23 protein-coding genes are annotated in these 23033 nt (G+C 62.0%); 10 read left to right on the top strand and 13 right to left on the bottom strand.

Annotation, left to right across the window (positions count from 1 at the left end; all coding sequences use genetic code 11):
* Positions 1 to 123: 123 nt before the first annotated feature.
* The 6 genes from GDV60_RS12190 to GDV60_RS12165 all read left to right on the top strand — a co-directional run bounded on the left by GDV60_RS12190 (position 124) and on the right by GDV60_RS12165 (position 7448).
* Positions 124 to 1407: an arsenic transporter gene (locus tag GDV60_RS12190; protein WP_070996302.1), complete on the top strand. Its 1284-nt coding sequence runs from the start codon at positions 124 to 126 to the stop codon at positions 1405 to 1407.
* A 41-nt stretch (positions 1408 to 1448) separates the two neighbouring features.
* A complete protein-coding gene (locus tag GDV60_RS12185; protein WP_070996303.1) occupies positions 1449 to 2276 on the top strand; it encodes an AraC family transcriptional regulator in 828 nt (275 codons plus the stop codon).
* 52 nt (positions 2277 to 2328) lie between these two features.
* Entirely contained in the window at positions 2329 to 2940 is a 612-nt protein-coding gene (locus tag GDV60_RS12180; protein WP_159907361.1) for a LysE family translocator, read from the top strand.
* Positions 2941 to 3249: 309 nt separating this feature from the next.
* Positions 3250 to 3534 (top strand): hypothetical protein, encoded by a 285-nt coding sequence (locus GDV60_RS12175; RefSeq protein ID WP_159907359.1) that lies wholly within the window; start codon positions 3250 to 3252, stop codon positions 3532 to 3534.
* 204 nt (positions 3535 to 3738) lie between these two features.
* Positions 3739 to 6450, top strand: a complete 2712-nt coding sequence (mgtA, locus tag GDV60_RS12170; protein WP_159907357.1) for a magnesium-translocating P-type ATPase — start codon at positions 3739 to 3741, stop codon at positions 6448 to 6450.
* Positions 6451 to 6719: 269 nt separating this feature from the next.
* On the top strand, positions 6720 to 7448 hold the full coding sequence (locus GDV60_RS12165) for a hypothetical protein (protein WP_159907355.1): 729 nt from the start codon (positions 6720 to 6722) through the stop codon (positions 7446 to 7448).
* A 58-nt stretch (positions 7449 to 7506) separates the two neighbouring features.
* Here GDV60_RS12165 and GDV60_RS12160 read toward each other — a convergent pair whose 3' ends face one another.
* Positions 7507 to 8241 carry a tellurite resistance TerB family protein gene (locus GDV60_RS12160; protein ID WP_159907353.1) on the bottom strand — a complete coding sequence of 245 codons (735 nt, stop codon included), beginning with the start codon at positions 8239 to 8241 and terminating at the stop codon, positions 7507 to 7509.
* Between the two features lie 295 nt (positions 8242 to 8536).
* Between GDV60_RS12160 and GDV60_RS12155 the strand changes: the two genes are divergently transcribed.
* Positions 8537 to 8821: a hypothetical protein gene (locus GDV60_RS12155; protein WP_159907351.1), complete on the top strand. Its 285-nt coding sequence runs from the start codon at positions 8537 to 8539 to the stop codon at positions 8819 to 8821.
* 97 nt (positions 8822 to 8918) lie between these two features.
* Here the strand turns inward: GDV60_RS12155 and GDV60_RS12150 are convergent, their stop codons facing one another.
* Together GDV60_RS12150 and GDV60_RS12145 are read right to left on the bottom strand one after the other, a co-directional pair.
* Positions 8919 to 9095, bottom strand: coding sequence for a DUF2188 domain-containing protein (locus GDV60_RS12150; RefSeq protein WP_081041758.1), 177 nt, complete (start codon positions 9093 to 9095; stop codon positions 8919 to 8921).
* Positions 9096 to 9230: 135 nt separating this feature from the next.
* The gene (locus tag GDV60_RS12145) at positions 9231 to 10133 is read right to left on the bottom strand and encodes a LysR substrate-binding domain-containing protein (protein WP_159907349.1); all 903 of its coding nucleotides are present in this window, start codon (positions 10131 to 10133) and stop codon (positions 9231 to 9233) included.
* Positions 10134 to 10240: 107 nt separating this feature from the next.
* Here GDV60_RS12145 and GDV60_RS12140 point away from each other — a divergent pair, with 107 nt between their 5' ends.
* Positions 10241 to 10843: a glutathione S-transferase family protein gene (locus GDV60_RS12140; protein ID WP_159907347.1), complete on the top strand. Its 603-nt coding sequence runs from the start codon at positions 10241 to 10243 to the stop codon at positions 10841 to 10843.
* On the opposite strand, the gene GDV60_RS12135 is transcribed toward GDV60_RS12140, so the two are convergent.
* Both GDV60_RS12135 and GDV60_RS12130 read right to left on the bottom strand, forming a co-directional pair.
* Positions 10833 to 11264: an MAPEG family protein gene (locus GDV60_RS12135; RefSeq protein ID WP_159907345.1), complete on the bottom strand. Its 432-nt coding sequence runs from the start codon at positions 11262 to 11264 to the stop codon at positions 10833 to 10835. The genes GDV60_RS12140 and GDV60_RS12135 overlap by 11 nt on opposite strands.
* Positions 11261 to 11572 carry a DUF2834 domain-containing protein gene (locus GDV60_RS12130; RefSeq protein WP_159907343.1) on the bottom strand — a complete coding sequence of 104 codons (312 nt, stop codon included), beginning with the start codon at positions 11570 to 11572 and terminating at the stop codon, positions 11261 to 11263. The genes GDV60_RS12135 and GDV60_RS12130 overlap by 4 nt, the downstream gene beginning before the upstream one ends.
* 295 nt (positions 11573 to 11867) lie before the next feature.
* On the opposite strand from GDV60_RS12130, the gene GDV60_RS12125 reads away from it, so the two are divergent.
* Positions 11868 to 12677 carry a helix-turn-helix domain-containing protein gene (locus GDV60_RS12125; protein ID WP_159907341.1) on the top strand — a complete coding sequence of 270 codons (810 nt, stop codon included), beginning with the start codon at positions 11868 to 11870 and terminating at the stop codon, positions 12675 to 12677.
* Positions 12678 to 12780: 103 nt separating this feature from the next.
* Here GDV60_RS12125 and GDV60_RS12120 read toward each other — a convergent pair whose 3' ends face one another.
* The 8 genes from GDV60_RS12120 to eutH form a co-directional block, all read right to left on the bottom strand.
* A complete protein-coding gene (locus tag GDV60_RS12120; protein ID WP_159907339.1) occupies positions 12781 to 15618 on the bottom strand; it encodes a TonB-dependent receptor in 2838 nt (945 codons plus the stop codon).
* 97 nt (positions 15619 to 15715) lie between these two features.
* Positions 15716 to 16681, bottom strand: coding sequence for a FecR domain-containing protein (locus GDV60_RS12115; RefSeq protein WP_159907337.1), 966 nt, complete (start codon positions 16679 to 16681; stop codon positions 15716 to 15718).
* Positions 16678 to 17184, bottom strand: coding sequence for a sigma-70 family RNA polymerase sigma factor (locus GDV60_RS12110; RefSeq protein ID WP_070996315.1), 507 nt, complete (start codon positions 17182 to 17184; stop codon positions 16678 to 16680). Before GDV60_RS12110 ends, GDV60_RS12115 begins: the two co-directional genes overlap by 4 nt.
* 75 nt (positions 17185 to 17259) lie before the next feature.
* The gene (locus GDV60_RS12105) at positions 17260 to 18285 is read right to left on the bottom strand and encodes an LLM class oxidoreductase (protein WP_159907335.1); all 1026 of its coding nucleotides are present in this window, start codon (positions 18283 to 18285) and stop codon (positions 17260 to 17262) included.
* 23 nt (positions 18286 to 18308) lie between these two features.
* Positions 18309 to 18944: a glutathione S-transferase family protein gene (locus GDV60_RS12100; RefSeq protein WP_104912218.1), complete on the bottom strand. Its 636-nt coding sequence runs from the start codon at positions 18942 to 18944 to the stop codon at positions 18309 to 18311.
* A 229-nt stretch (positions 18945 to 19173) separates the two neighbouring features.
* Positions 19174 to 20025 (bottom strand): DUF1989 domain-containing protein, encoded by an 852-nt coding sequence (locus GDV60_RS12095; protein WP_070996318.1) that lies wholly within the window; start codon positions 20023 to 20025, stop codon positions 19174 to 19176.
* Between the two features lie 180 nt (positions 20026 to 20205).
* Positions 20206 to 20562 carry a DUF1937 family protein gene (locus GDV60_RS12090; protein ID WP_104912217.1) on the bottom strand — a complete coding sequence of 119 codons (357 nt, stop codon included), beginning with the start codon at positions 20560 to 20562 and terminating at the stop codon, positions 20206 to 20208.
* A gap of 56 nt (positions 20563 to 20618) precedes the next feature.
* Positions 20619 to 21863 carry an ethanolamine utilization protein EutH gene (gene eutH, locus GDV60_RS12085; protein ID WP_029294550.1) on the bottom strand — a complete coding sequence of 415 codons (1245 nt, stop codon included), beginning with the start codon at positions 21861 to 21863 and terminating at the stop codon, positions 20619 to 20621.
* A 387-nt stretch (positions 21864 to 22250) separates the two neighbouring features.
* On the opposite strand from eutH, the gene GDV60_RS12080 reads away from it, so the two are divergent.
* Positions 22251 to 23030 carry a DeoR/GlpR family DNA-binding transcription regulator gene (locus tag GDV60_RS12080; protein ID WP_159907333.1) on the top strand — a complete coding sequence of 260 codons (780 nt, stop codon included), beginning with the start codon at positions 22251 to 22253 and terminating at the stop codon, positions 23028 to 23030.
* Positions 23031 to 23033 lie beyond the last annotated feature (3 nt).

Genomic DNA, 23033 nt, shown 5'->3' with positions numbered 1-23033 from the left:
CCAATGGCGGGCACTTTAGGACAGTTGTGTTTCATTTTAATTTCAAGCACTTGCCACGCAATCCCAGTACCTTGTCACAGGTCAATCAAATGTCGAATCCCCACCCCGCGGAGAATGTCCTTGATGCTTGCTGCCGTCGCCATCTTCCTGTTCACCATTGTGCTGGTCATCTGGCAACCCAAAGGCCTTGGGGTAGGCTGGAGTGCGTCAATGGGGGCGATCCTCGCCCTGGCCTGTGGCGTGATCAGCCTGGCAGACATCCCGGTGGTGTGGCAGATCATCTGGAATGCCACCGGTACCTTCGTCGCCCTGATTATCATCAGCCTGATCCTCGACGAGGCCGGTTTTTTCGCCTGGGCCGCGTTGCACGTCGCACGCTGGGGCCGTGGTCGAGGCCGGCGGCTGTTCGCTTACATGGTGCTGCTGGGCGCGCTGGTCTCGGCGTTGTTCGCCAATGACGGTGCGGCCCTGATCCTCACGCCGATTGTCATGTCGATGCTCCTGGCGCTGCGCTTCTCACCCGCGGCGACCCTGGCGTTCGTGATGGGCGCAGGGTTTATCGCCGACACCGCCAGCCTGCCGCTGGTGGTGTCCAACCTGGTGAACATCGTCTCGGCAGACTACTTCAAGATTGGTTTCAACGAATATGCGGCGATCATGGTGCCGGTCAACCTGGTCAGTGTCGCCGCGACCCTGGCGGTGCTGCTGTGGTTCTTCCGCCGTGATATCCCGCAAAGTTATGACCCCGCCGACCTGCCCGAACCGGCCAGCGCCATTCATGACCCGGCGACTTTCCACGCCGCCTGGTGGGTGCTGGGCATTCTACTCGTCGGCTGTTTTGCCCTGGAACCGCTGGGCATTCCCATCAGTGCCATCTCGGCCGCCTGCGCTTTGTTGCTGCTGGTGATCGCCGCCAAAGGCCACAAGATATCCACGCGCAAGGTGCTCAAGGAAGCCCCCTGGCAGATCGTGATTTTCTCCCTCGGGATGTACCTGGTGGTGTACGGCCTGCGCAACGCCGGCCTGACCACTTACCTGGCCACCTGGCTCAACACCTTCGCCGATTACGGCGTGTGGGGCGCGGCGCTGGGCACCGGGTTGCTGACGGCGCTGCTGTCTTCGGTGATGAACAACCTGCCGACCGTGCTGATCGGTGCGCTGTCCATCGAAGCCAGCCATGCCGTGGGCGTGGTCAAGGAAGCGATGATCTACGCCAATGTGATCGGCAGCGACCTGGGCCCGAAAATCACGCCTATCGGCAGCCTGGCGACCCTGCTCTGGCTGCATATTCTGGCGCGCAAGGGCATCCGCATCACCTGGGGCTATTACTTCAAGGTGGGTATCGTGCTGACCCTGCCGGTGCTGCTGATCACCCTGGCCGCGCTGGCCCTGCGACTGAGTGTCTAAAAAGGTATGCTTTGGCCACTTGCCGCCACCGAGCCCACCCGATGAGTTCCTCGCACCACGCCTGGCTGGGCCACTACGAAATCAGCAGCACCACCTGTAGCGGCCTGACGTTTGCCCGCCATAGCCACGACGAGTGCGTGATTGGCGTCAACCTGATCGGTGAGGAACAGGTCTGGCTGGACCGCCGCACCTTTGAGGCCGGGCCCGGCAGTATCACCCTGTACAACCCCGGCCAGATCCAGGGTGGCGGCGCGGCCCAGGGCGCGCCCTGGCACTTTGTCAGCCTGTACGCCGGTGCCGACCGCCTGGCCAGCGACCTCGGGCTGGCGCACCTGGAGTTCGACCGCGCGCTGTGTTTTGCTCCCGCTTTGGCGGCGCAACTGGCGCAGGCCGCCAAGGGGGCATTAAGCGTCGACCCGCTGGTACGCGGGCTCAACGAAGAGGCGCTGGTGTTGCTGCTGGCCGAGGTGGTCAGGCTCAGTGGTGTGCGCCTGCCGGCAGGTGCCAGTGCGGGGTCAAAGCTAGTCGCCCAGGCCCAGGAACTGCTCGCCGCGCAGTTGCATCAGGGCGTGGCCCTGGAGGCCTTGGGCGACGAGTTGGGCCTGTCCAAATTCCACGTCTTGCGCACCTTCCAGAAAGAAACCGGCCTGAGCCCCCGCCAATGGGCCATGCAACTACGCACCCGCCGCGCACAAGGCTTGTTGCGCAGTGGCCTGGGCGCCGCCGAGGTTGCCCATGACCTGGGTTTTGCCGACCAGAGCCATCTCAATCGGCACTTCCGTGCGGCCTATGGCATTACCCCTGGCCGCTATCAAAGCGCAATCCGGTCCAAGACAGCACACCTGCCCCGCCCTCAAACTGACCTGTAGGAGCCGGCTTGCCGGCTCCTACAAGAGTTACCGGTTAATTTTGGGGGTGGTGATGTTGACGATCTTTTTTTCTGCGCTGGTATTTGGCTTTGTGTTTTGCCTGTCCCCCGGCGCCGTGCTCGCAGAGACGCTACGCCGGGGCCTGTTGCATGGGTTCACGCCAGCGCTGCTGGTGCAGATAGGCTCGCTGGTGGGCGACGCGACGTGGGCGGTGATCGGCCTCACCGGCATGGCCCTGTTGATCCAGCACGAGGCGGTGCGCGTACCGTTGACGGCTGTTTGCGCGCTTTACCTGGCCTGGCTCGGCCTGCGCAGCCTGCTGGATGCCTGGCGCCTGCCGCAACCCGACAGCGCCCCGGCCAGCAGCAGGCGCAATGCGCTGATGGTCGGGGCCGCCATCTCTTTGGCCAACCCGAAGAACATCGTGTACTGGGGTGCCTTGGGCAGTGCCCTGTCAGGCATCGTTGGCGCCACCCCGAGCCACGGCCAGACCTTGATGTTCTTCGCAGGTTTTATGCTGGCCTCGATCCTGTCGTGCTTTTTGATCGCAGGGTTGGTGAATGTCTTGCGAAAGAACGCCTCGCCAACTTGGCAACGAATCAGTCATGGCGCCTGTGGGTTGGTATTGATCTATCTGGCGTTATTGGCCGCCTACAGCCTTTGAACTTATATATTGAATAACACCAATCTGAATGAAGTCTGAACGACCCACAAACAGGTTGATTATTGATTGACATCCACTGCCTGCCTGAGTAGATTGCCCGTGCCTGCAACTCGGGCCTTTTTTCAACCTCACAAAAGAAGCCAATGGACACAGTATCTAGTTGCTGTCCTTCACCTGCGAATGCGGGGGTCGGGCGCCAAACCCAGTGTAATGACGGGACTCGCCTTCAAGGCCGGGTAAGCTGCGCTAGAGCTTGATGCTCCAACGTAACTGCCTTGCGCCGGCGCCAGTCCGGTCCCGAGGTGTGTTATGAATTTCCAAACCCTTGTTCTACCTGATGTACGCACGCTGGCCTCAGCCCTGCGTGCCAAGCTGTGCCGTACTTTCGTGGGTGTTTCCCCAGTGCGCACGGCCTTTGCCTGCCCTTCCCCGCGTATCAGCCAGGCACACCTGCAGGCGCACTGGCGCCTGTGCCCCACCACCGGCCACCTGGTTCAGCAATGGGACCACGCCGACCCTCAAGATCCGCAGAGACGGAGCGTTTCCAGCCTGCTTGCCCAAGCGCGCCTGATGCTCAGCGCCCGCGCGGCATAAGCCGACTGGAAACAGCAACTTCCTGATTATTGGTTAATTAATTAACTGGCGTTCCTTGCGAACTAAGCCAGCCGTAGTTTTCTGCGCGCCCGTTAATTAACTCGCCTCTTTAAAGTTATTGGAACTGATCGCAAACATTGCGAATCGGCATACTTGCGCTCGCCTGCCAGGCAAGTAACGGGTATGTCGACAGGAGTAAAAACCATGAGCGCCGTAAACACTAAACAACGTCCAGACAACAACACCGCCAATGCCAGCAAACTGTCGATGCGCGCCGCCCGCGAAGCGCAAAACGGCCTGGCGGCCACCCTGGCCAACGTCCGGGCAACCAAAGACGGCCTGACCGAACTGGACGCCAACGCCCGTCTGCAACGCGAAGGCTATAACGAGGTGGCCCACGACAAGCCGCCCCATGCGGTGGTGCAGTTCCTCCAGGCCCTGAACAACCCCTTCATCTACGTGCTGCTGACCCTCGCGGTGATCAGTTTTGTCACCGACTACTGGCTGCCGCTGCGCGCCGGTGAAGAAGTGGACCTGACCAAGGTCATCATCATCATGACCATGGTCGCCCTGAGCAGCCTGCTGCGCTTCTGGCAGGAACACCGTTCGGCCAAATCCGCCGAAGCCCTCAAGGCCATGGTGCGCACCACTGCCACGGTGCTACGCCGTGAGCAGGTCGGCGCCAAACCCACCCTGCGCGAAGTGCCGATGCGCGACCTGGTGGCCGGGGATATCGTGCAGTTGTCGGCCGGCGACATGATCCCGGCCGATATCCGCCTGATCGAGTCCCGCGACCTGTTTATCAGCCAGGCCGTGCTGACCGGTGAAGCCCTGCCAGTGGAGAAGTACGACACCCTGGGCGATGTCACGCAAAAGTCCGCCACCCCGAGCGCCACGGACCAGAGCAACCTGCTGGACCTGCCCAATATTTGCTTCATGGGTACCAACGTTGTCAGCGGCCGCGCCCAGGCGGTGGTGGTTGCGACGGGGCCACGCACCTATTTTGGCTCGCTGGCCAAGGCCATCGTCGGCTCCCGGGTCCAGACCGCCTTCGACCGTGGGGTGAACAGCGTCAGTTGGCTGTTGATCCGCTTCATGCTGGTGATGGTACCCATCGTGTTTTTCCTCAATGGGTTTTCCAAGGGCGACTGGGGCGACGCCTTCCTGTTTGCCTTGGCGGTGGCCGTGGGCCTGACCCCGGAAATGCTGCCGATGATCGTCAGCGCCAACCTGGCCAAGGGCGCAAACGCCATGGCCAAGCGCAAAGTGGTGGTCAAGCGCCTGAATGCGATCCAGAACTTCGGTTCGATGGACGTGCTGTGCACCGACAAGACCGGCACCCTGACCCAGGACAAAATCATCCTCGAGCACCACGTCAACGCCTTCGGCCAGCGGGACGACCAGGTGCTGTCCCTGGCCTGGCTCAACAGCCACCACCAAAGCGGCATGAAGAACCTGATGGACCAGGCGGTGTTGGCGTTCTCCCAGCACAACCCCAAGTTCCAGGTGCCGTTTGCCTACAGCAAGGTCGATGAACTGCCCTTCGACTTTGTCCGTCGCCGCCTGTCGATTGTGGTCAAGGACGCCCACGGCGATCACCTGTTGGTGTGCAAGGGGGCCGTGGAAGAAATGCTCGATATCGCCACCCATGTGATGGAAGGCGCCAGCGCCGTGGCCCTGGATGAGCGGCGTCGCCAGGAATTGCTACACACCGCCAGCGAGTTCAACGAGGACGGCTTCCGGGTGCTGGTGGTCGCCACCCGCAACATCCCCAAGGCCCTGGCGCGCCAGCAATATACCCCGGCCGATGAACGCAACCTGGTGATCCACGGCTTCCTGACGTTCCTCGATCCGCCAAAAGAAACCGCCGGCCCGGCCATTGCCGCGCTGCAAGAGATCGGTGTCGCCGTCAAAGTGCTGACCGGCGATAACGCCGTGGTCACCCGCACCATCTGCCGCCAGGTCGGCCTGGAGCCCGGCGAGCCGCTGCTGGGCGTGGACATCGAGGCCATGGACGATGCCACCCTCAAGCAGCAGGTCGAACAACGCACGGTGTTCGCCAAGCTGACCCCGCTGCAAAAGTCCCGGGTGCTCAAGGCCTTGCAGGCCAACGGTCACACCGTGGGGTTCCTCGGCGACGGGATCAATGATGCGCCAGCCCTGCGCGATGCCGACGTCGGTATCTCGGTAGACAGCGCAACCGATATTGCCAAGGAATCGGCCGATATCATCCTCCTGGAAAAGAGCCTGATGGTCCTCGAGGAAGGTGTGCTTAAAGGCCGCGAGACCTTCGGCAATATCATGAAGTACCTGAACATGACGGCCAGTTCCAACTTCGGCAACGTGTTCTCGGTGCTGGTGGCCAGTGCGTTCATTCCCTTCATGCCGATGCTGGCGATCCACCTGCTCCTGCAAAACCTGATGTACGACATCTCCCAGTTGGCCCTGCCGTGGGACAAGATGGACAAGGAGTACCTGGCCAAGCCACGCAAGTGGGACGCGCAGAATATCGGGCGCTTCATGATCTGGATCGGGCCGACCTCGTCGATCTTCGACATCACCACCTTTGCCCTGATGTGGTACGTGTTCTCGGCCAACAGCGTAGAAATGCAGACCCTGTTCCAGTCCGGCTGGTTCGTCGAAGGGCTGCTCTCCCAGACCCTGGTGGTGCACATGCTGCGCACCCGCAAGATCCCGTTCTTCCAGAGCACGGCGGCCTGGCCGGTGTTGCTGATGACCAGCCTGGTGATCGCGCTGGGGATCTATGTGCCCTTCTCACCCCTGGGCACCCTCGTGGGTCTGCAACCGTTGCCTTGGGCGTACTTCCCATGGCTGGTCGGCACCCTGCTGGCCTACTGCTGCGTGGCGCAACTGATGAAGACCCTCTACATCCGCCGGTTCAAGCAGTGGTACTGAGTTTGCGGCGCTAAGCGGGCTGGATGTGGCGGCTATTTTTTGTGGCAGATGGGCTTGGTGTGGCGAGCGGGCTTGCCCCGCGCTGGGCTGCGAAGCAGCCCTAATAGAGTCACTGAGTTCTATCAGATAGCCCAAGGTGGCAGGTTTTGGGGCTGCTTCGCAGCCCAGCGCGGGGCAAGCCCGCTCGCCACACCAAGCCCATCTGCCACAAAAAAACGCTCGCCACGCCCAATCACTACAGACAACTCGTTCAATTGGAGCATGAGCCCATGCACAAACACTCCCTCTTTTCGGCCTTCACCTGGCTGCCGGCGTCGCGGCAACGGGCGCTGCGCCGCAACCTGATCTTTATCGGCGCCACCCTGGCCGTGGGCCTGCTGTCCAAGGCCTTTGCCGCAGGCGGTAGCTACGTGGTGGACGATGGCGCGATCAACGCCCCGGGCGAATGCAATGTCGACGCTGGCTACACCCGTTCAACACAGCGCACCACCCTCTCCGCAGCCTGTACATCGGGGGCGCTGCCTAATCTGCAATGGGGTGCCGCCATCGAGGATGAGCCTGGGCTGAGCCAACTCAGCCCGCAACTCAAGGGGTCTCTGTGGGCCTGGCAGGATGCGGGCGTGGAGATCGCCTGGGCGGCAGCGGCGCATATCGCTGTGGACCGTCGGCACCCATTCGACGGCGCAGACCTGGGCGTACCGCTGACCTGGCAAGCGTTTGAGACACTGCGCCTGAACCTCAATGCCGGCTGGAGCCACGCCTATGACGATGGCGAACAAAACCAGCGGCTGACCTGGGGCACCGGCCTGGAATATCGCGTGGCGGACTCTCTGACGCTGCTGGCGGAGCGCTACGGCCAGCAGCACGGCGACCAGGCCTGGCAGGCTGGGCCGCGGGTGCATCTGGGAAAGCAGGTGGATGTAGACCTGGTGGTCGGGCGCAACCTGACGGGGGATCGCGACCGCTGGCTGACCACGGGGGCGACCCTGCGATTCTGAAGGACTGATGTAGACGCTGTTTCGCTGCGCGAGGCAGCGTCTACATGGGTATCGGGTATCAGGCCGGTTTGGCTTGCTGTTCGAGGTGCAGCTGCAACTCAGGCTCGATGCCCAGCGCTCCCGCCAGTTCATCCAGGTAGTTGCGCTCGGCGTCCTGCTGGTCATCCACCAACATCACGCTGGCCAGGTAGACCTCGGCGGCTACGGCCGGGTCACCGGCATATTCGGCAAAATCCCGCGCATCCAAGGGTTTGGCGACTTGGGCATCGAGCCATTGCCGCAGGTCGGGGTCGTCGGTGTGGCGCTTGATCTCCGTTGAGATCAACAGTTCTTCTTTCTCATCAATCCGTCCATCCGCCTTGGCCGCCGCGATCAATGCACGCAGCACTGCATGGCTATGGGCCTCGACGTCGGAGCCGGAGAGTTGATCAACCGTCTGCAAGGCCTGTTGCGGTGCCGAAGCCTGCTGGCGCTGCCAGGCTTGATACGCCTGGAATGCCATCATCCCCAATGACGCCAGGGCCGCGTAGTTGGTACCACCGCTGCGCGCCTGGGTCGAACCGCCCGCCGGGGTTGCGCCCAACATACCACCCAGGCCACCCAGCAGATCGCCCAGGCCGCCACCACCAGACGCAGAGGGTGCAGAGCCGCCACCCCGGAGCAAACCACCGAGCAGGCCACCCAACCCGCCGAGACCTCCCGCGCCGCCCTGGGGAGCCGCCGAACCGCCTTGCTGCGACATCGAGGCTTGACCTGCCCGTAGCAGTTGTTCCAGTAGAGCACTGGTGTTCATGGTATCGCCCTCCTATGGGCTGTGCGCCAGACAACCAACAATAGTCCCTGCTGCCTATAACGCCAAGATCGGCCAGCACGCGTGGTTTTGCCGACCGGCCTGTACCCCAGCAAATCCGCCGCTGACCTGTAACGCCCGAGAGAATTGTTCAGATTCGACGCACCCAGGCGCGCGGTGAACGCAGGCCCGCACCTGGTGTCGGAAATATAAGGGCACAGCCTCAACCGGCCTGGCCTTGAGCGCGAGCATCAACAGATTTGCGGTGCCGCGTACCCTCACAGAAGGAGACGCTGACATGGTCACTCACTTCAAGGTCGCCGGGCACCTCGCTTGCGGCCATCACGGCAATAACCTCACATCCACGGTCGAATTGAACCGGGTCAAATGCCGTACCTGCCGCAACACCGATGCCTACAAGGAAGCCCGCCGCAACCAGCGCAATGCATCGCGCCGCGCGGCACGCAAGGCCCGCTCGGGCCATGCCAGCAATGACTGGCGCAGCGCCTGGACCCAACGCCTGACTGCCCTACCCGGCCTGCAGCGCTTGCCACGTGGGTTCAGCGGCCAGCCTTTCGTCTAGATCGGCCCATTTGTAGGCCCCGGCTTGCCGGCGATGGCGGCCTGTGTGGCGCAGCAGTGCTGCCCGAACCGACACCATCGCGGGCAAGCCGGCAGGCTCAAGGTCGTGCACGCACCTTGTAGCCCGGTAGCGTCGCGGCATAGGCCATTGCCTGCTCACGGGAGCCAAAGGAAGCCAATCGATCATCCTTGGTGCACACGCGCCACGGGCCGCTGTTGACCCGGACAATGTCATAGCCATTGAGATGCATCTTGTTCAACAGGGGAACGCTCATAGTCACCTCTCCTATTCCAGAGATAATCCACGGGTTGCCCGATCCACCATACGCTCGATCCAGGCACTGTCGCCTACCGAACGTCGCAGACTGCAGCGACCGCTCCTGTGACACGATATTTTGTGGTCGCTGCAATCAGGGCTCGATGCTCGCCAATTGCGCCATGTAGCACTGCACTTGCCCATGCAGCCACTCGGAAAACACCCGCTGTTTGCTTTCCGAGCTTTCCCGAGGTGGCCAGGCCAACCAATACGGGTAGGCATACGGCGCGCTGATATCGCACAGTTGCACCAGCTCCCCGCGCACAATGGCGTCATGCACCAGGCTACGCCGCTCCAGGGCGATGCCCTGGCCCAGCCGGACCGCTTCCAGTACCAGGTTGGAGTCATTACTGCACAGGCCTTTGCGTTCGGTGCTCATTTCAATGCCAGCGGCCTGGCACCACGGCTGCCAGGATTCATTGCTGTAGATAATCGGGCTGTGCACGATTTGCTCGGGGGTTCGGGGCAATTGCCCGCCGTTGAAATGGGGCGCGGCGACCACCACCACTTCGTCATGAAACAGCAGTTTCTGCTCCACTCCTTCCCATTCGCCCTTGCCCATGCGGATCGCCATGTCTACCGACTCTTGATGCAAGTTGGTAATGGCCAGGGTGGCTTGCAAGCGAATGCTGATGTGCGGGTAAAGCCGCTGGAACGCTGGCAGTCGCGGCAGCAGCCAGGAGCGTCCAAATGAGGGCAACACCGCCACCACCAACTCGTCCCGCTTGGGCTGGGCCTGGATCAAGCGCGTCGCGTCGGCGATATCGCCCAGGGCCTGGCGGATCTGCAACGCGTACAGCCGGCCATCTTCACTGATGCGCAAGCCGCGCCCTTCACGCACGAACAGCGTGAGGCCGACGATTTGCTCCAGCACCTTGATCTGCTGACTGATGGCCGAATGGGTGACATGCAACTCCTTGGCCGCCAGGGTGACGCTACCAAGCCTGGCGGTGGCTTCGAAACTGCGCAGGGAGGTCAGGGGCGGAAAAGCACTCATGTAAGCTTGACTAACCTTCTAAGGTAAAAAATATAGATATTGAAAGGACTTTGGCCGCTATAAAGTAATCCGCAATTAACAATCACACCATCAAGAATGGAGGCTTCATGAAACTGGTTGGCATGCTCGACTCACCTTATGTGCGCCGCGTAGCGATTGCCCTGGACCTGTACGGGGTCGATTTTGAGCAGCAGTCGCTGTCGGTGTTCAGCACCTTCGCTGAATTTGCCAGGATCAACCCGGTGGTCAAGGCGCCGACACTGGTGCTCGACGACGGCACGGTGCTGATGGACTCCAGCCTGATCCTGGACTATTTCGAAAGCCTGGCGCCGGCCGATAAAAAGCTCCTGCCCCAGCCCGCAGCCGCCCGTGCGCGGGACCTGCAAGTGATCGGCCTGGCCTTGGCTGCCTGTGACAAGAGCGTACAGATCTACTACGAGCACAATCTGCGGCCCACAGAAAAACTTCATGAGCCGTGGCTCGAGCGAGTAACCGGGCAACTGCTGGCAGCCTACGGAGGCCTGGAAAAACTGCTGGCCAACGCTCCTGGCCAGCCTTTGAACCTAGCGTCGCTGAGCGCCGCGGTGGCCTGGTCGTTTTCAAGGTACGCCGTGCCCTCGGTGGTCAAAGCCGAGGACTTTCCCAACTTGCAGCGCCACGCCCAATGGGCCGAGCAACACCCGGCGTTCGGCAAATACCCTATCGAATAGGCAGCAACGCCGCGCCAACCAACCCCGCCAGCCCCAGCAGGCACGCCAGGCCAACGCCATAGGCCAGGGTGCGCCAGGGCTGGCGGCCACCCAGGTACATCAGGGTATGCATTACGCGCGCGACGGTGAACAGGCCAAACAGCCAGGCCGTCGCGACTGCCGGGGCGTCCAGCGCCAGGCACAGCCCGCCGAGAACGAAAAACAGCGGAATGTTTTCCAGGTCGTTGGCCCAGGCTTTCGCCGCCCGGCTGACCGGCAGCAGCTCCTGGACATTGGCCGGGCGCTGGAAGAAACCGGCATCCTCAGGATTGGTGAATGCACGGTGCCTGAGGCGGAAAAAACCCTGGTAACAGGAAATCGCCAGCATCTTGATAAACAGCACCAGCACACACAGGGCAAACAGATGCTGGGGACTGTTCATCGCCGGCCCCTGGCAAAACCGTTGACCACGATATACAGCAGCGGCCCAACCGAGACGAACACCGCCGTCAGCAGCCAGTACGGCAACACACTGGCCAGCGACCGGCCCCGGGTGCGGGCATCACGGTACATCCACACACAGGCCAGGGCCGCCATCAGGTACAGGTCGATCACCACCTGGGCGGTGTCGGGCCTGGATAGCAACTCCAGGCCGAACGCCAGCAGAGACTGCTCGGCCCAGAGCAAGGTGCCCAGGGTGTACAAGGAAAACGCCAACAGGCTGGCAAGGGCGATGTAGGGTCTGTGCATAGGGTCCTTCCTCTAGATAGGTAAAGGTGAGTGAAGCAGTTGTGGCGAGGGGGCTCGTCCCCCGCTGGGCTGCGAAGCAGCCCCAAAACCAGCGACCTAGGTGTATCTGATGAATCTCGGTAAGGCTTATTGGGGCTGCTTCGCAGCCCAGCGGGGGACGAGCCCCCTCGCCACAAAAGAGCCTCTCACCGTAGCGAGGGCCCCAATAAGCCGCACATTAGTGATAACGTCGCCACCCTCTCAATGACCTGTGAGGTCATGGACGCCAACCGCCCCGCCCTGCCAGAGTCAACCCATGAGCCGCCCACCTTTCCCCCGAGCCACGCCCGATACCAATGCCGGCACGCAACTGCGGCAGTTGCGCCGCGAGGCGAAATTGAGTCAATTGGAGTTGGCGCTGATCAGCGGTATTTCCCAGCGCCATTTGAGCTGTATCGAAACCGGCCGGGCCAAGGCCAGCCCTGGCACCTTGCACAACCTGCTCGGGGCTCTCGACGTGCCGCTAGAACGCTGCAACAGCCTGTTCCTCGCGGCCGGCTACGCCCCACGCTATGAGGCTACGCCGCTGGCTGCGCCGGCGATGGATGCCATTCGGGAGGCCATCAACCATGTGCTGAAGGCCAACAACCCAGCACCGGCCATCGTGCTGGGCAGCCACTGGGAAGTACTCGCCGCCAACGCCAGCACCCAGGTCCTGTTTGACCTGGTGGGCCTGGCGCCCGACGCGGCACAAGGCCTGAACCTGTTGACGACCCTGCTGCAACCGGGTGGCCTGGGCGACCATTTGCTCAATGCCGACGAAATCCGCAACCTCGCCTGGCAACGGGCGGCCCGGGAAGCATTGGGCAACCCGGCCCTGGCCACGCTGCTGGAAAGCCTGCCGGTGCCACAGGGCTCGTCAACACTGACCAATGAACTGCCGCCACTGGTGCTGACGCGCATCAATTCGCGGCATGGGCAGCTGGACTTCATGTCCACTTTCACCACCTTCGGCATGCCCCAGGACATCACCGTTACCTCATTGCGGATCGAGCACCTGATCCCGGCCAACCCCCACACCTGGCACGTCATGACTGCCGCCTACGAACATTCTCTAACCTTGTAGGAGCGGTGTTTCAGGACGGGCATCCGCTGCTGATACAGCGCTTTCGCGAGCAAGCCCGCTCCCACGCAGGACCTCTGCCGGGCGCAGAATTTGCGCCACGCCATCAGAACTTGGTCACCAGCCCCATACGCAACGTGCGCCCCGGCGCCGGCATGAAGCTCTGGGCGAGCGGGTCCAGGTAGTAACGATTGGTCAGGTTATCCAGCGACACATTGAGATTGGTGTGGTCCTGCCATTTGTAGTTGAGGAACAGATCCACCAGCGCCACTTCGCGGTAGACCAGTTGCGGGGTGGTGGCCCCAGTCTGCCAGGATTTGTCTGCGGTGACGGTCGGGCCCGAGGTGTAGGTCAAGCGCCCGCCAACGGTCAGGGTCTGTTCGAAGAAGCGCAGGCCCGAGGTCAGGTTGCCGGCGACCCGTGGCGGGTTCTGGGTGTTGGTGTACGAGCCCATGAAGCTGCCCGGCGTGCAGTTGGGGGTGTCGTCAAGCTTCTGCCAGCGGGTGGAACTGGCCCGCAAGCGCGCGGCGAAGGCCGAGTCGCAGGTTTCGGTCTTCAGGTAGTAGGTCGACGACAGGTCGGCAAATACCCAGCCGGCGTCGTATTTCGATTGCAACTCCAGGCCGCTGGTCTTGAAGCTGTCGGTGTTGCTGAAGTTCATCAGGCCCATCAGCCCAGGGCTTGGGTCGTAGTAACGGGTCACGTAGTTCTTGATGGTGTTGTTGAAGTACGCCAGCTTGATCGCCGCCGTGTCGTTGTCCGTCAGCAGGCCTTTTTGCAGGGTGCTCGCACCGATTTCCCAGTTGCTCGAACGCTCCGGTTTCAGGCCCTTGCCAGGCATGGTCTGCAAGGTGCCCTGGCTGGTTTCGAACAGCGAGGGCATGCGCAAGCCCTGGGTGTAGGAGGCGTAGATAAAGGTATCCGGCGCGATCTCATAGTTGATGCCGATGGCCGGTGAAAAGGCGCCCTTGCTGTCGCTCTGCTTGCCCGAATAGGTGTAGCCGGTGACCACCTCGCCCACCTGTGACGGATAGACCCGCGTGCCAATGCCCCCGTAGTCGTTGTAGCGCGGGCCGTCGAATGGATTGTTGGTGTCGCTGAAGACAATCCCGTTGTTCAGGCGCGGGTCGGTGGCGTCGGTGTATTGGCCGTTTTCGTCGGGGAACCACAGCATGTTGCCGTAGCTGCCCGGTTTGATCACATTCACGTAGCGCAACTCACGCTCCTCGCGCTGGGCGGTGGCGTGCGGCACATGGTCCTTGGTGCGGTAGTAGGTGTAGCGCCCGCCGCCCCACAACGTCAGTTCTTCAATCGGCTGGTACTCCAACTTACCGTTGAGGCTGAACTCCTTGCGCGAACCGTCACGCAGGCTGCGGTTGGCGTTGATATCGTTCTGCGTGGTGACCACGCCCTTTTGCGGCTGCAGCTCCTCGAGCTGGAACGAGCCCCCCAGGTCCAACTTGAAATCGCCGTATTGCGTTTCAAAACGCGAAGTATTGGCCAGGTCCCCGCCGATGCGCCGATCGGCCTGGCGGGTCCAGTTGCGGTCCGAGCGATAGGCCTGGGATTTGGGCGCCAGCACCGAGGTCAACTGACTGGTCTGGGCGTCGGTCATCCATAGGTTGGTCGTCAGGTCCACCAGCATATTGCCCGTGGGCAGGTAGTGATAACGGGCGGTGTAGGTATCGATCTGGGTGCGGCCGCGCGGGTACTGGTAGATGCCACCGGTGCCGAAACGGAAGATGTCCGACGGCATGATCTCGCCTATGCGCCCATCGTAACGGATGTAGCCGAAGTCGAAGGTGTGGTCGTCGGCCGGGCGCAGGGTGGTCTTGAGCAGGATCGATTCGGTCTCTGCCGAGGAGTTGAGCACCTCTTCACCGGGGTTGTAGGTGGTGGCCACCGTCATGTTTTCGCGGCCATAGCGGTCATAGGTGCGGTAGCGGTCCTGGCCGTGCTTGCCGGAGAAGTAGTTGCCCTGGTTGCGATGGGCGTAGGCCGCCACCACGTCGAACAGCTCGTGGGTGTAGGCAAACGCCGCACTGCCCGACTCCGAATCGGAACCGAACAGGCCGCCACGGTGCTGGTGCGGTTCGGAATACAGGCTTTCGGTGGCCGAGTGGCTGTTGCGCGAGGCAGGTTCCACGCCGTTGTTCCACACGTCGCCCTTGAGGCGCAGGCCAACATTCTTGCCATCACGCAGGATGTCATCGACACCCAGGGTACGGATCGCCACCGTGCCGCCGATGGCGCTGGAGGTCAGGCTGGGGCCCTTGTCGATGGCCACGTCACTGACCAGGTCGGGGTCGATGTAGCTACGTTGTTGCGTGCCTGCATAACCGCGATAGACATCCAGCGCCTGTTGCGAACCATCAACCGTGACCGCGACCCGGCTTTGCCCCTGGACCCCGCGGATATTCACATCCAGGCCGCCGCCATTGCGGCTGTCACCCACCTGCACCCCAGGCTGGCCCTTGAGCAAATCGCCGGGGGAGATCACGGCAAAGCGCTGCACTTCTTCCGGGGAGATGTAAACGGACGAACGTGGCGCGGAGTAGACGGCTTTCTTCTGCAGGTCTTCGCCGGTGACTTTCTGCGACGGCAGCACCACCGCGCTGGTCGCCGGGTGCAATTGAACGCTGCCATCGGCCTGACGCTGAAAACTCAGGCCGGTGCCCGCCAGCAGCTGCGCCAGGCCGGCTTCGGTGCTGAAGTTGCCGTGCAGGCCGTTGCTGCGCTTGCCCGCCGTCAGCGTCGAACTGCCCGCCATGCTGATGCCCGCCTGCACGCCGAAGCGCGAGAGCGCCTGGTCCAAGGGACCGGCGTCGATGCTATAGGGCTGACGCTCGGCCTGGGCGAAAACCGCGGTGCTGTACAGCGGTTGCAGGCTGAGTAACAACAGACCCAATGTGCGGGTGCGCAAGACACTTGCGGGAGAAATCATGCAGGGCTCCTAGAGGTGAAGGCCCACCTGTCTCGGTGGGTTATTCCTATAGGCCAAGCGAGCTTTGAAAAACTGCGGGGGGAACGTAAAAAAATTTTCAGACCGGCACCACAGTCACCCAATAACGGGTACGACGCTCGATGCGCACCGGCAACGCATGGGCCACCAACGCCAGCGCAGCATCGGTGTCGTCCAGCTGGAAGCTCCCGGTCACGCGCAACCCCGCCACCTGCTCGCTGCAGCGCAAGACGCCCGGCCGGTAACGGGAAAGTTCGGCGAGCAGCACATCCAGGCGCATACGCTCGGCAGGCAGAATCCCGCGCAACCAGGCCTGGGCCAGAAACCCATCGCTCTGGCGTGGCGCGCCCACACCCTGGCGATCCACCCGAGTCTGCCACCCCGCCGCCACCGCGACCGGTGACGGGTTGCGCGGCGAACTCACGTCGACCCAGCCGCGCAATACGGTAATCCACGTGCCCTGCTGATCGTGGCGCACCAGCAGATTGGCCTCCCGACTGCTCAGTAGCGCATCCGGCGTGACCAGTTGCAGCGGGCGTGACTCGACCTGTGCATCCAGCGCCACCTCGCCCTCGATCAACTGCACACTGCGCAGGTAGGCGCTGAAGTCCAGGCTGACGGCACTGGCGGTGTTCAGCCACAGTGAACTGCCATCGGGCAGGGTCCAGCGATGGCGCTCACCGGTCGCCGTGCGGTACGTGGCAAAGGCTGCGCGCACCAGCGTCGAATCGGCGCCCTGCCACGACAGGCCACCCAGCAGCCCCAGCCCCAGCAAGCACTTGAGCACCTGCCGGCGCCGTAGCGGATCAGCCCCGGCAGATTCCAATGCCCGCCGCGCGGTGGCATCCGCCAACAGGTGGGCACCGGGCTGCAGCGTCAGGGGCAAGCTGGTGACGCGTTGCCAGGCGTATTCGTGCTCGGCGCTCGCCAGCCGCCATTGCTGCAACGCCTGGTGATCGGCCGGGCTCATCATTCCGGACTCAAACCTGACGATCCAATCGATGGCCGTTTCGCGGATTTTCGGTGCAACCGCAATGCCCGTCATTCAAAACGACTCGCGTAGCACACGCTGAAAGCCTTGCCCATCGCCCGCTGTACCTGGGCCACGCTCAAGCTCAATTGCGTAGCGATCTGCGGGTACGTCAGGCCATCGAGCTGGGACAAAAAGAAGATCTTGCGCACCTGCATCGACAAGCCCACCAGCAGCGAGTCGAGTTGCAGCAGGGTTTCGATCATCAGGTAACGCGTTTCGGGCGACGGTTCCTCAGCTTCGGGGCGCGCGGCGAGTGCCTCGAGGTAGGCCCGTTCAATGGCCTGGCGGCGCCAGCGGTTGATCAGCAAGCCATTGGCGATCGCGGCAAGAAATGCCATGGGCTGGCGCAACTCACGCACATCCTGCTGCGTGCGCAACACGCGGATGAAGGTGTCGTGCGCCAGGTCTTCGGCATCGGCACTGTGCCCCAGGCGACGCTGCAACCAGCCGCGCAGCCAGGAGTGATGACGGGTATAGAGTTGTTCGACGGGCGAGACGAGACTGTCGTCGTACATGTCAGGTCCAATGAGCGGTAATGATAATACTTCTCATTTTAGTGTCTGGACCTGACGCTTGTACAGCGCCCGCTGCTACCACTGTTGCAGATGGGGTTCGGGGCCAGCCAGTGCCGGAAACAGCGGCAACACCTCTTGCGCCAGTTCCTCAATGATCTCGGCCACCGGGCGCTGGGCCATCTGGATCCCGAGGGCGGCATGATTGACGCCCGCTTCACGCCACTCGCCAAGCAGGTCGATCAGGCCCTTGCGCCCGGTCTTGAGCACATAGCCACCTTGCATGGGCGTCCGCGGGAAGTCCGGGTCATCGGCCAGGTCGATCCATTCATTGGTCATATGCGGGCGGAAGCCACCCCCTGGAATCCCATCGCGCCAGGCGCGGATTTTTTCCGCCAGGCGCCTTGGCCCCATCACGTTATGGGTGCTGTCCGGGTAGGTCAGCCAGCCATCGGCCTGCTCCCCCAGCCACTGCATCGACTGGCGCGACGACCCGGTGACAACCAGGGGAATGCGCCCCGTTACCGGCTTGGGCAACAAGTACGCATCGCTCAACTGCCCAAGGGGTGACTCAATAGTGGGCGCCGTGGCCGTCAGTAATTGCCGGAAGTAGTCCACCGACTGCGCAAAACGCTCGGCACGCGCACCGTGCTCCAGGCCATAGGCCGGAAACTCCACGGTACGGTCGCCCGAGGCGATGCCCATCACCAGCCTGCCACCGGACAATCGATCAATCGTCGCGGCGGCCTTGGCCAAGTCAATCGGATGACGCAACGAGAACACTGCACTGCCGGTCACCAGGGCAATCTGCCGGCTATGGGCGGCCAGGTAGCCCAGATAGGTAAACGGATCGAACACTTGGCCCGCATCGCCAAACGAAGGGTCGAACAAGGGCACGTCGCGCACCCAGACTGCGGCAAAGCCCAGGCGATCGATCTCGCTGACCCATTGGGCCTGGCCGGCGAGGACTGCCATGTCGCCCTCATAGAAACGCAGCGGCAGGAAGATCCCCAGGGTCAGTTGATCCGGCGCGAACATGCGCCGGTAGCCGGGGTGGTTGGCAAAGGCCGACGCGCTGGCGCCACAGGTGGCGGTGGAGTTCATACAGGGTCCTCGGAATGGGCCACTCATGGGCCGGTGGCAGGGGCAGGCAGGCGGATACCGCGTTGCACGGCCGGGCGCAGGTTGACCCGCTCATACCACGCGCTCAGGTGCCGGTACTGACTGAAATCGAAGGCAATCACCCGGGCAATGTGCATCCAGCCAAAGGTCGCGATATCTGCGATGGAATAGGCCTGCCCTGCCAACCAGGGGTTGGCGGCCAATTGTTGGTCAAGGGTGGCAAAGGCCGCTTCGGTCAGTTGCCGATAACGCTGGATTGCCGTGGCGTTGGCGCTCTCATCGAACAGTTCGAAATGCACGCGCTGGCCCAACAACGGCCCCACGCTTGAACTGTGGAACATCAACCAGGTAATCGCCGCCCAATGCGCCGGGCCGGCAGGGGGCAACAGTTGCCCGCTCTTTTGCGCCAGGTACAGCAGGATCGCGGCGGACTCAAACAGGGTGATGCCAGCGCCGCGGTCAACCAGTACCGGAATACGCCCATGGGGATTGAGCGCCAGAAAATCCGGATGACGATGCTCGTCGTGATCGATCTGGACATGACGCAGGGTGTAGGCCAGGCCCATTTCTTCGAGGGCGATGGTGATCTTGAAACCATTGGGCGAGCTGTCGGTGTAGAGCACCAGATCAGGGCTGTGCATGGCCGGTTTACCTCAGGCGAAATTGCTTGAGCGCCATACTAAGGAGGTAAAAACGGGCGTGGAAACGATACGTTCTTAACCACTGCTTTAGATTTTCTAAACCCACCCTGTGGGAGCGGGCTTGCTCGCGAAAGCGGTAGATCAGTCGCTGGATGTGTTGAATGACACACCGCATTCGCGAGCAAGCCCGCTCCCACATAAAGCAACAGCGCGTTCCTTACTCACTCGATTATTTTTCCCACGCGGCCTTGGGAATCAACAAGCCGTGATTGCCGTTGTACGCGGCGCGCTCAGGCGACTTCCAACCCTCCAGCAACCCGTCGTCGAGCCGGTAGACTTCCACCCCCAGCGGCCGGCACACCGTCAGCGGGTCCTGGGCATCCGGGCCCCACATCGGCAGCGACAGGTCACCGCCCGGGCAGGTGGACAGCGCACACAACAAGTCAATCTCGGCAAAGAACTCCAGGTAATCGCCTTGTTTGGCCGGGCATGCCTTCATGAAGTACATGTCGTCGTGATTCAGGCCGGTGCACTGGAAGATATTCAACACGTCGTGCACATCAAACTCGGTCAGGCCATGGGGCAACACGGCGCGGGTCAGGTTGGAATGGCAATGGTGATGGAAGTCTTCGCCGGTGAGCATCTTGTTCACGTAGGGATCGCAACGCGTGCCCAGCAGATCGTGCAGGCGCCCGCCGTGCTCGTCGATGCCGTAGCCGGCCAGGCTGTCATCGGTGATGGTGACCATCGGCCGCAGGAACGGCAGGTTCGACCACAGGCGGTCGTAGGTGCTGACATGGGCGCCTTGCAGTTGGCGGGTGCGCGCAGCCCACATGCGCTCGCGCGGGTCATTGGCATTCCACACATTGAAATCGCCGACCTGCGGCCCGACCGGGGTGGTCACGCGGAACACATGGCCGGCCGGCACCTTCCAGGCGCGACCGGTGCGGATCGGCACGTCGAACTGCTCGACCAGGGTGCGCCCTGCCCCGCACTCGCGCACACGGTCGTAAAACGCCTTGTCGACCTGCAAGGCTGCACCCTTGCTGACTTGGTAGGCGGCGGGATAGTCCTTGTACATGGTGGGATCCTCGTTGGCAGGGTTTGGCAAAACCATACAACGGGGCGGGCGTGACTTGAAGAGCACACACAAACCAATGTGGGAGCGGGCTTGCCCGCGATAGCGGTGGGTCAGGTTAGAAATACTTGACTGACACACTGCTATCGCGGGCAAGCCCGCTCCCACAAGGGCGGCGCGTTGTCAGATGAACTCGTTAGAAACGTCCGACCACAGGCTGACCTTCTGCCCACGATTCTTGAAGAACTCGATTTCGCGCTTGATCCCCGAGCTCAGGTCCCAGCCCGGCAGGTCGAGGATGATCAGCTCTTGCATCATGTCCATGAACAGCGCATCCACCGGTGCCCACAGCTTGCCGATGGTGGCGCTGTCCTTGCCTTCAAACGCCAGGTTGATCGGGTGCGACATCGACACCTGGCTGAACACCCCGTGGCCCGACTCGATGATCGAAGCCGCCACCTTGTTGCACTGGATAAAGCGCTCATGGGTGACCGACGCATCGGCATGGCTGTAGGGGCAGGCCAGAAAAATCTTTCTCATTGTTACCTCAGGGCAAGGCAAGGGCTCGCACCCTTGCGGTGATTAAACGGTTGGCGTCATACCGGCTGGGCGACTGGCACACCCGCTGCGTCGGCCTCTTCGCGCTCGCGTTCCTGAGCTTCGTAGCGCTGGGCGGCGGGCACGGAGATCTTGATCGCGATTGCCACGGCGAGCAGGCCACCAAACAGCTTGGCCAGCAGGATCGGCATGATCAGCGTCGGCTGGAAGTTGGCGGTAAAGGCCAGGTGATCACCAATGGTCGCTTGCGCGCAGACACCCAGGGCCACGCACAGGACCTTGTCCCGGGCATTCATCTTTTTGAACAGGTGATACACCGCGATGATATTGGCAAACACCATGACAAACGCCGCCGCGCCATCGGCCGACAGCCCGATGTGCTTGCCCAGCACTTGCATGGGTTTCTTGCAGTAGCGATTGAACAGGTAGCAGATGGGGAAAGTACCGGCGAGCATGATGCCGATATAGCCGGCAATCTCGATGGCACGGAACAATTCCTTCTCGTCGGCGAACATCGGGTCGAAACCCCACACGCCGAAGTTTTTCATGAAGAAGCCAGTGAAGTGCTCGACGATGGCCAGCGCCAGGACGATCTTGATAAACGCGTCCATCAACTTACCGAACACCAAAAACCCGGCCACCATCCACGACGCCCGATACCGCAGGCCGGCAGCCAGCAGGAAACAGAACACAAACAAGGGCGCGAGCAAGCGCACGCAGTCGACAAAACCCAGGCTCAGGTAATGCAGGGCCGGCGAGGTGGTGGAGACGATGTCACGCACCGGCAGGTTGAAGGCCGTGATCATCATCAGCGACGCAAGCACCGCAAACGGGATGCTGATCAGCCCGGCCATGGCCCCCAGCGCCAGGTACTTGTGGTCCTTGCGCTCAAGCATCATCAGGCCGACCGGGATCAGGTAGACGATGGTCGCGCCGGAGGTGTAGCCGACGATCATGGCGGTGATCCACATGTCGCGGTTCGCCGCCAGGGCATCCGCAAGCTGGTAGCCACCCATGTCCACGGCGATGATCGACAGTGCCGCAATGGACACGTCGGAACCCATCGCACCAAAGTACGGCCCCAAGGCCACCTCGATGAACTTGGACAGGTACGGGATCGCCACCATGATGCCCGCCTGCGCCAGGAACACCGGGCCGATGGAGTGGATGCCGTTGACAAACTCCTTGCCCAGGCCACTGTCGGGCTTGATCACGGACGCAAACGCGCCCACCACCGCGCCGATCATGATCAGGTAAATAACGTAGTTGCCGAATTCCGCCATTGCTTTCGCTCCATCTGTACTGAATCAATTGTTTTTGTAGGAGTACGCCCCAGTTCGGTCGCTCCATTGGCCAAACGCGTTTTACAGCCCCATTTGTTGCGCTTTCACACCCTATAACTAACCACTTCCCATGCCAATCGTGTGTTTCTTGTGGTTTTGCGGGTTAAACACACTGGAATCGGTCAATTCTATTGCGTAATCTCTGCTCATACCTTTCAAGGCAGCGGACTCTAAGCCCGTGAACGGCAAACGCCAATACCAAGTTCACGCAATCCGCGCTGGCGCTCAAGCGCCCCAACACACGCTGCTGCGGCATCATTTGAGTGCCTCGGTAACAGCGCTGCGCACCGCTGGCGCACTCACGTAGCATCAAGAGGATCGATCCCCATGCGCCCCAATGAAAGACGCCAACATATCCTTGAGCTGCTACGCCAGCGTGAACGCATTTCAGTCGATGAGTTGGCGCGCACCCTCAGCACTTCGCAAGAGACCATTCGCCGCGACCTCACGGCCCTGGCCGACGATGGCCAGGTCACCAAGTTCCACGGTGGTGCCTCGCTGCCACCCAGCGGCGAACATGAGAACGCCTTCCAGACCCGGATGAATGAATTTTCCCAGGAGAAACGTGCGGTGGCGCGGTTTGCCGCCGGGCTCTATGCGCCGGGCGACAGCCTGCTGATCGATACCGGTACCACCACCCTGTTCTTTGCCCGTGAACTGGCAAAGCTCAACCGCATCACGGTCATTACCAACTCCTTGTTGATCGCCTCCGCCATTGGCGCCAGTGGTAATCGCGTATTCATGATCGGTGGCGAATACCGCCCCGAATCGGAACAGAATATCGGCGCCCTGGCCATGGAGCAGATCGCGCGCTTCAACGCAGAGCATGCGGTGGTCACCATTGGCGCCTTGAACACCGACGGCGCCTTCGACTTCTCCATTGAAGAAGCGGAAATCACCCGCGCCATGATCGCCCGCACGCGCTACCTCACGGTCATTGCCGATTCCTCGAAGATGGGCAAGCGCGCGTTGTTCCAGGTATTCCCCCTGGAACGGATCGACCGCCTGATCATCGAGCGCAAACCCTTGGGTGAACTGGCCAAGGCCCTGGCCGAGGCCCAGGTGGAAGTCCTGGAGGCCCCTGCCCTGACCCGGCCGGAGTGGTAAGCC

The organism is Pseudomonas sp. DTU12.1 (assembly GCF_009873475.1).
GTDB classification, from domain to species: Bacteria; Pseudomonadota; Gammaproteobacteria; order Pseudomonadales; family Pseudomonadaceae; genus Aquipseudomonas; species Aquipseudomonas proteolytica.
This window is presented reverse-complemented; position numbering and strand designations above follow the sequence as displayed.

What these genes read in the sequence shown, in the direction of transcription:
- GDV60_RS12190 (WP_070996302.1), top strand. Translation starts at nt 124, where the DNA reads ATGCTTGCTGCCGTCGCCATCTTCCTGTTCACCATTGTGCTGGTCATC.
- GDV60_RS12185 (WP_070996303.1), top strand. Translation starts at nt 1,449, where the DNA reads ATGAGTTCCTCGCACCACGCCTGGCTGGGCCACTACGAAATCAGCAGC.
- GDV60_RS12180 (WP_159907361.1), top strand. Translation starts at nt 2,329, where the DNA reads ATGTTGACGATCTTTTTTTCTGCGCTGGTATTTGGCTTTGTGTTTTGC.
- GDV60_RS12175 (WP_159907359.1), top strand. Translation starts at nt 3,250, where the DNA reads ATGAATTTCCAAACCCTTGTTCTACCTGATGTACGCACGCTGGCCTCA.
- mgtA (WP_159907357.1), top strand. Translation starts at nt 3,739, where the DNA reads ATGAGCGCCGTAAACACTAAACAACGTCCAGACAACAACACCGCCAAT.
- GDV60_RS12165 (WP_159907355.1), top strand. Translation starts at nt 6,720, where the DNA reads ATGCACAAACACTCCCTCTTTTCGGCCTTCACCTGGCTGCCGGCGTCG.
- GDV60_RS12160 (WP_159907353.1), bottom strand. Translation starts at nt 8,241, where the DNA reads ATGAACACCAGTGCTCTACTGGAACAACTGCTACGGGCAGGTCAAGCC.
- GDV60_RS12155 (WP_159907351.1), top strand. Translation starts at nt 8,537, where the DNA reads ATGGTCACTCACTTCAAGGTCGCCGGGCACCTCGCTTGCGGCCATCAC.
- GDV60_RS12150 (WP_081041758.1), bottom strand. Translation starts at nt 9,095, where the DNA reads ATGAGCGTTCCCCTGTTGAACAAGATGCATCTCAATGGCTATGACATT.
- GDV60_RS12145 (WP_159907349.1), bottom strand. Translation starts at nt 10,133, where the DNA reads ATGAGTGCTTTTCCGCCCCTGACCTCCCTGCGCAGTTTCGAAGCCACC.
- GDV60_RS12140 (WP_159907347.1), top strand. Translation starts at nt 10,241, where the DNA reads ATGAAACTGGTTGGCATGCTCGACTCACCTTATGTGCGCCGCGTAGCG.
- GDV60_RS12135 (WP_159907345.1), bottom strand. Translation starts at nt 11,264, where the DNA reads ATGAACAGTCCCCAGCATCTGTTTGCCCTGTGTGTGCTGGTGCTGTTT.
- GDV60_RS12130 (WP_159907343.1), bottom strand. Translation starts at nt 11,572, where the DNA reads ATGCACAGACCCTACATCGCCCTTGCCAGCCTGTTGGCGTTTTCCTTG.
- GDV60_RS12125 (WP_159907341.1), top strand. Translation starts at nt 11,868, where the DNA reads ATGAGCCGCCCACCTTTCCCCCGAGCCACGCCCGATACCAATGCCGGC.
- GDV60_RS12120 (WP_159907339.1), bottom strand. Translation starts at nt 15,618, where the DNA reads ATGATTTCTCCCGCAAGTGTCTTGCGCACCCGCACATTGGGTCTGTTG.
- GDV60_RS12115 (WP_159907337.1), bottom strand. Translation starts at nt 16,681, where the DNA reads ATGACGGGCATTGCGGTTGCACCGAAAATCCGCGAAACGGCCATCGAT.
- GDV60_RS12110 (WP_070996315.1), bottom strand. Translation starts at nt 17,184, where the DNA reads ATGTACGACGACAGTCTCGTCTCGCCCGTCGAACAACTCTATACCCGT.
- GDV60_RS12105 (WP_159907335.1), bottom strand. Translation starts at nt 18,285, where the DNA reads ATGAACTCCACCGCCACCTGTGGCGCCAGCGCGTCGGCCTTTGCCAAC.
- GDV60_RS12100 (WP_104912218.1), bottom strand. Translation starts at nt 18,944, where the DNA reads ATGCACAGCCCTGATCTGGTGCTCTACACCGACAGCTCGCCCAATGGT.
- GDV60_RS12095 (WP_070996318.1), bottom strand. Translation starts at nt 20,025, where the DNA reads ATGTACAAGGACTATCCCGCCGCCTACCAAGTCAGCAAGGGTGCAGCC.
- GDV60_RS12090 (WP_104912217.1), bottom strand. Translation starts at nt 20,562, where the DNA reads ATGAGAAAGATTTTTCTGGCCTGCCCCTACAGCCATGCCGATGCGTCG.
- eutH (WP_029294550.1), bottom strand. Translation starts at nt 21,863, where the DNA reads ATGGCGGAATTCGGCAACTACGTTATTTACCTGATCATGATCGGCGCG.
- GDV60_RS12080 (WP_159907333.1), top strand. Translation starts at nt 22,251, where the DNA reads ATGCGCCCCAATGAAAGACGCCAACATATCCTTGAGCTGCTACGCCAG.